Genomic DNA, 747 nt, shown 5'->3' with positions numbered 1-747 from the left:
TGGATGTACGGCCGGTCGGACTTTGACGCCTTCATCGAGGGAGACACTGATACGCCGCAGTTTGAGGGCGTGATTTACGCACCCGCTGGCGGCGTCAGTGCAAGCAGTGTCTCGGTCAAAAAGGCGGAGCTGTACGGCGGCCTCGTCGCCGGGTCAGTTACGGTAGACAACGGCGGGCTGGTCCATTATGACCGAGCGCTCAGAAACGAGCGAGCCGTCCCGAAAAACACGAACATCATCCGGCTGACGTACCTCCACGTCTCGAAGAACCGGATCAACGTGACCAGCGGGTAGGGCTGGTCACTGGTCAATCTCGACTGCGATGTCGTGATAGACCACGTACGTCCGCTGGATATCGCCGGAGGACGACGTGAAGTTACACCAGCCGTTGGCCGCGCAACTGAACCCTTCGCTCTCGAAGTAGGACTGCCAGAGTGCCTCACGCTGTGGGGCCGAGTCGACACTGATGTTGACGTGTTCGATGTTGCCGTCGGTATCGGCGAACGAGACGTTGCTGCTCCGGTGGTTTGTCCGGACAAGCACTGTCGACCCGCCCAGGCTCTGCTGGTCACTGGCGGTCGTGCCGACCACCGTGATGAGAACACGGTCATCTGAGACGAGTATCGGCGGCGTCCGTTTTTGCACGCCACCGTCCCGGTTCGTCCGATACACTGCCCCAGCCTCGTATACGAGCTCGCGCTCCTGATTGCCGGCGTAGATAATCGGTCGTATCTCCCAGGTCCCGAC

Annotated in this window: 2 pseudogenes; one reads left to right on the top strand and one right to left on the bottom strand. The window is 60.6% G+C overall.

Annotation, left to right across the window (positions count from 1 at the left end):
* Positions 1-294, top strand: a pseudogene (locus tag G9463_RS23960) (hypothetical protein); the annotation flags it as partial.
* Between the two features lie 6 nt (positions 295-300).
* On the opposite strand, the pseudogene G9463_RS03295 reads toward G9463_RS23960, so the two are convergent.
* Positions 301-747 (bottom strand): annotated as a pseudogene (locus G9463_RS03295) (hypothetical protein); the annotation flags it as partial.

Source organism: Haloarcula sp. JP-Z28 (genome assembly GCF_011440255.1).
In the GTDB taxonomy this organism is placed as follows: domain Archaea; phylum Halobacteriota; class Halobacteria; order Halobacteriales; family Haloarculaceae; genus Haloarcula; species Haloarcula marismortui.
Note: the sequence above shows the minus strand (reverse complement) of the source record. Positions and strands in the feature narration are given on the sequence as shown.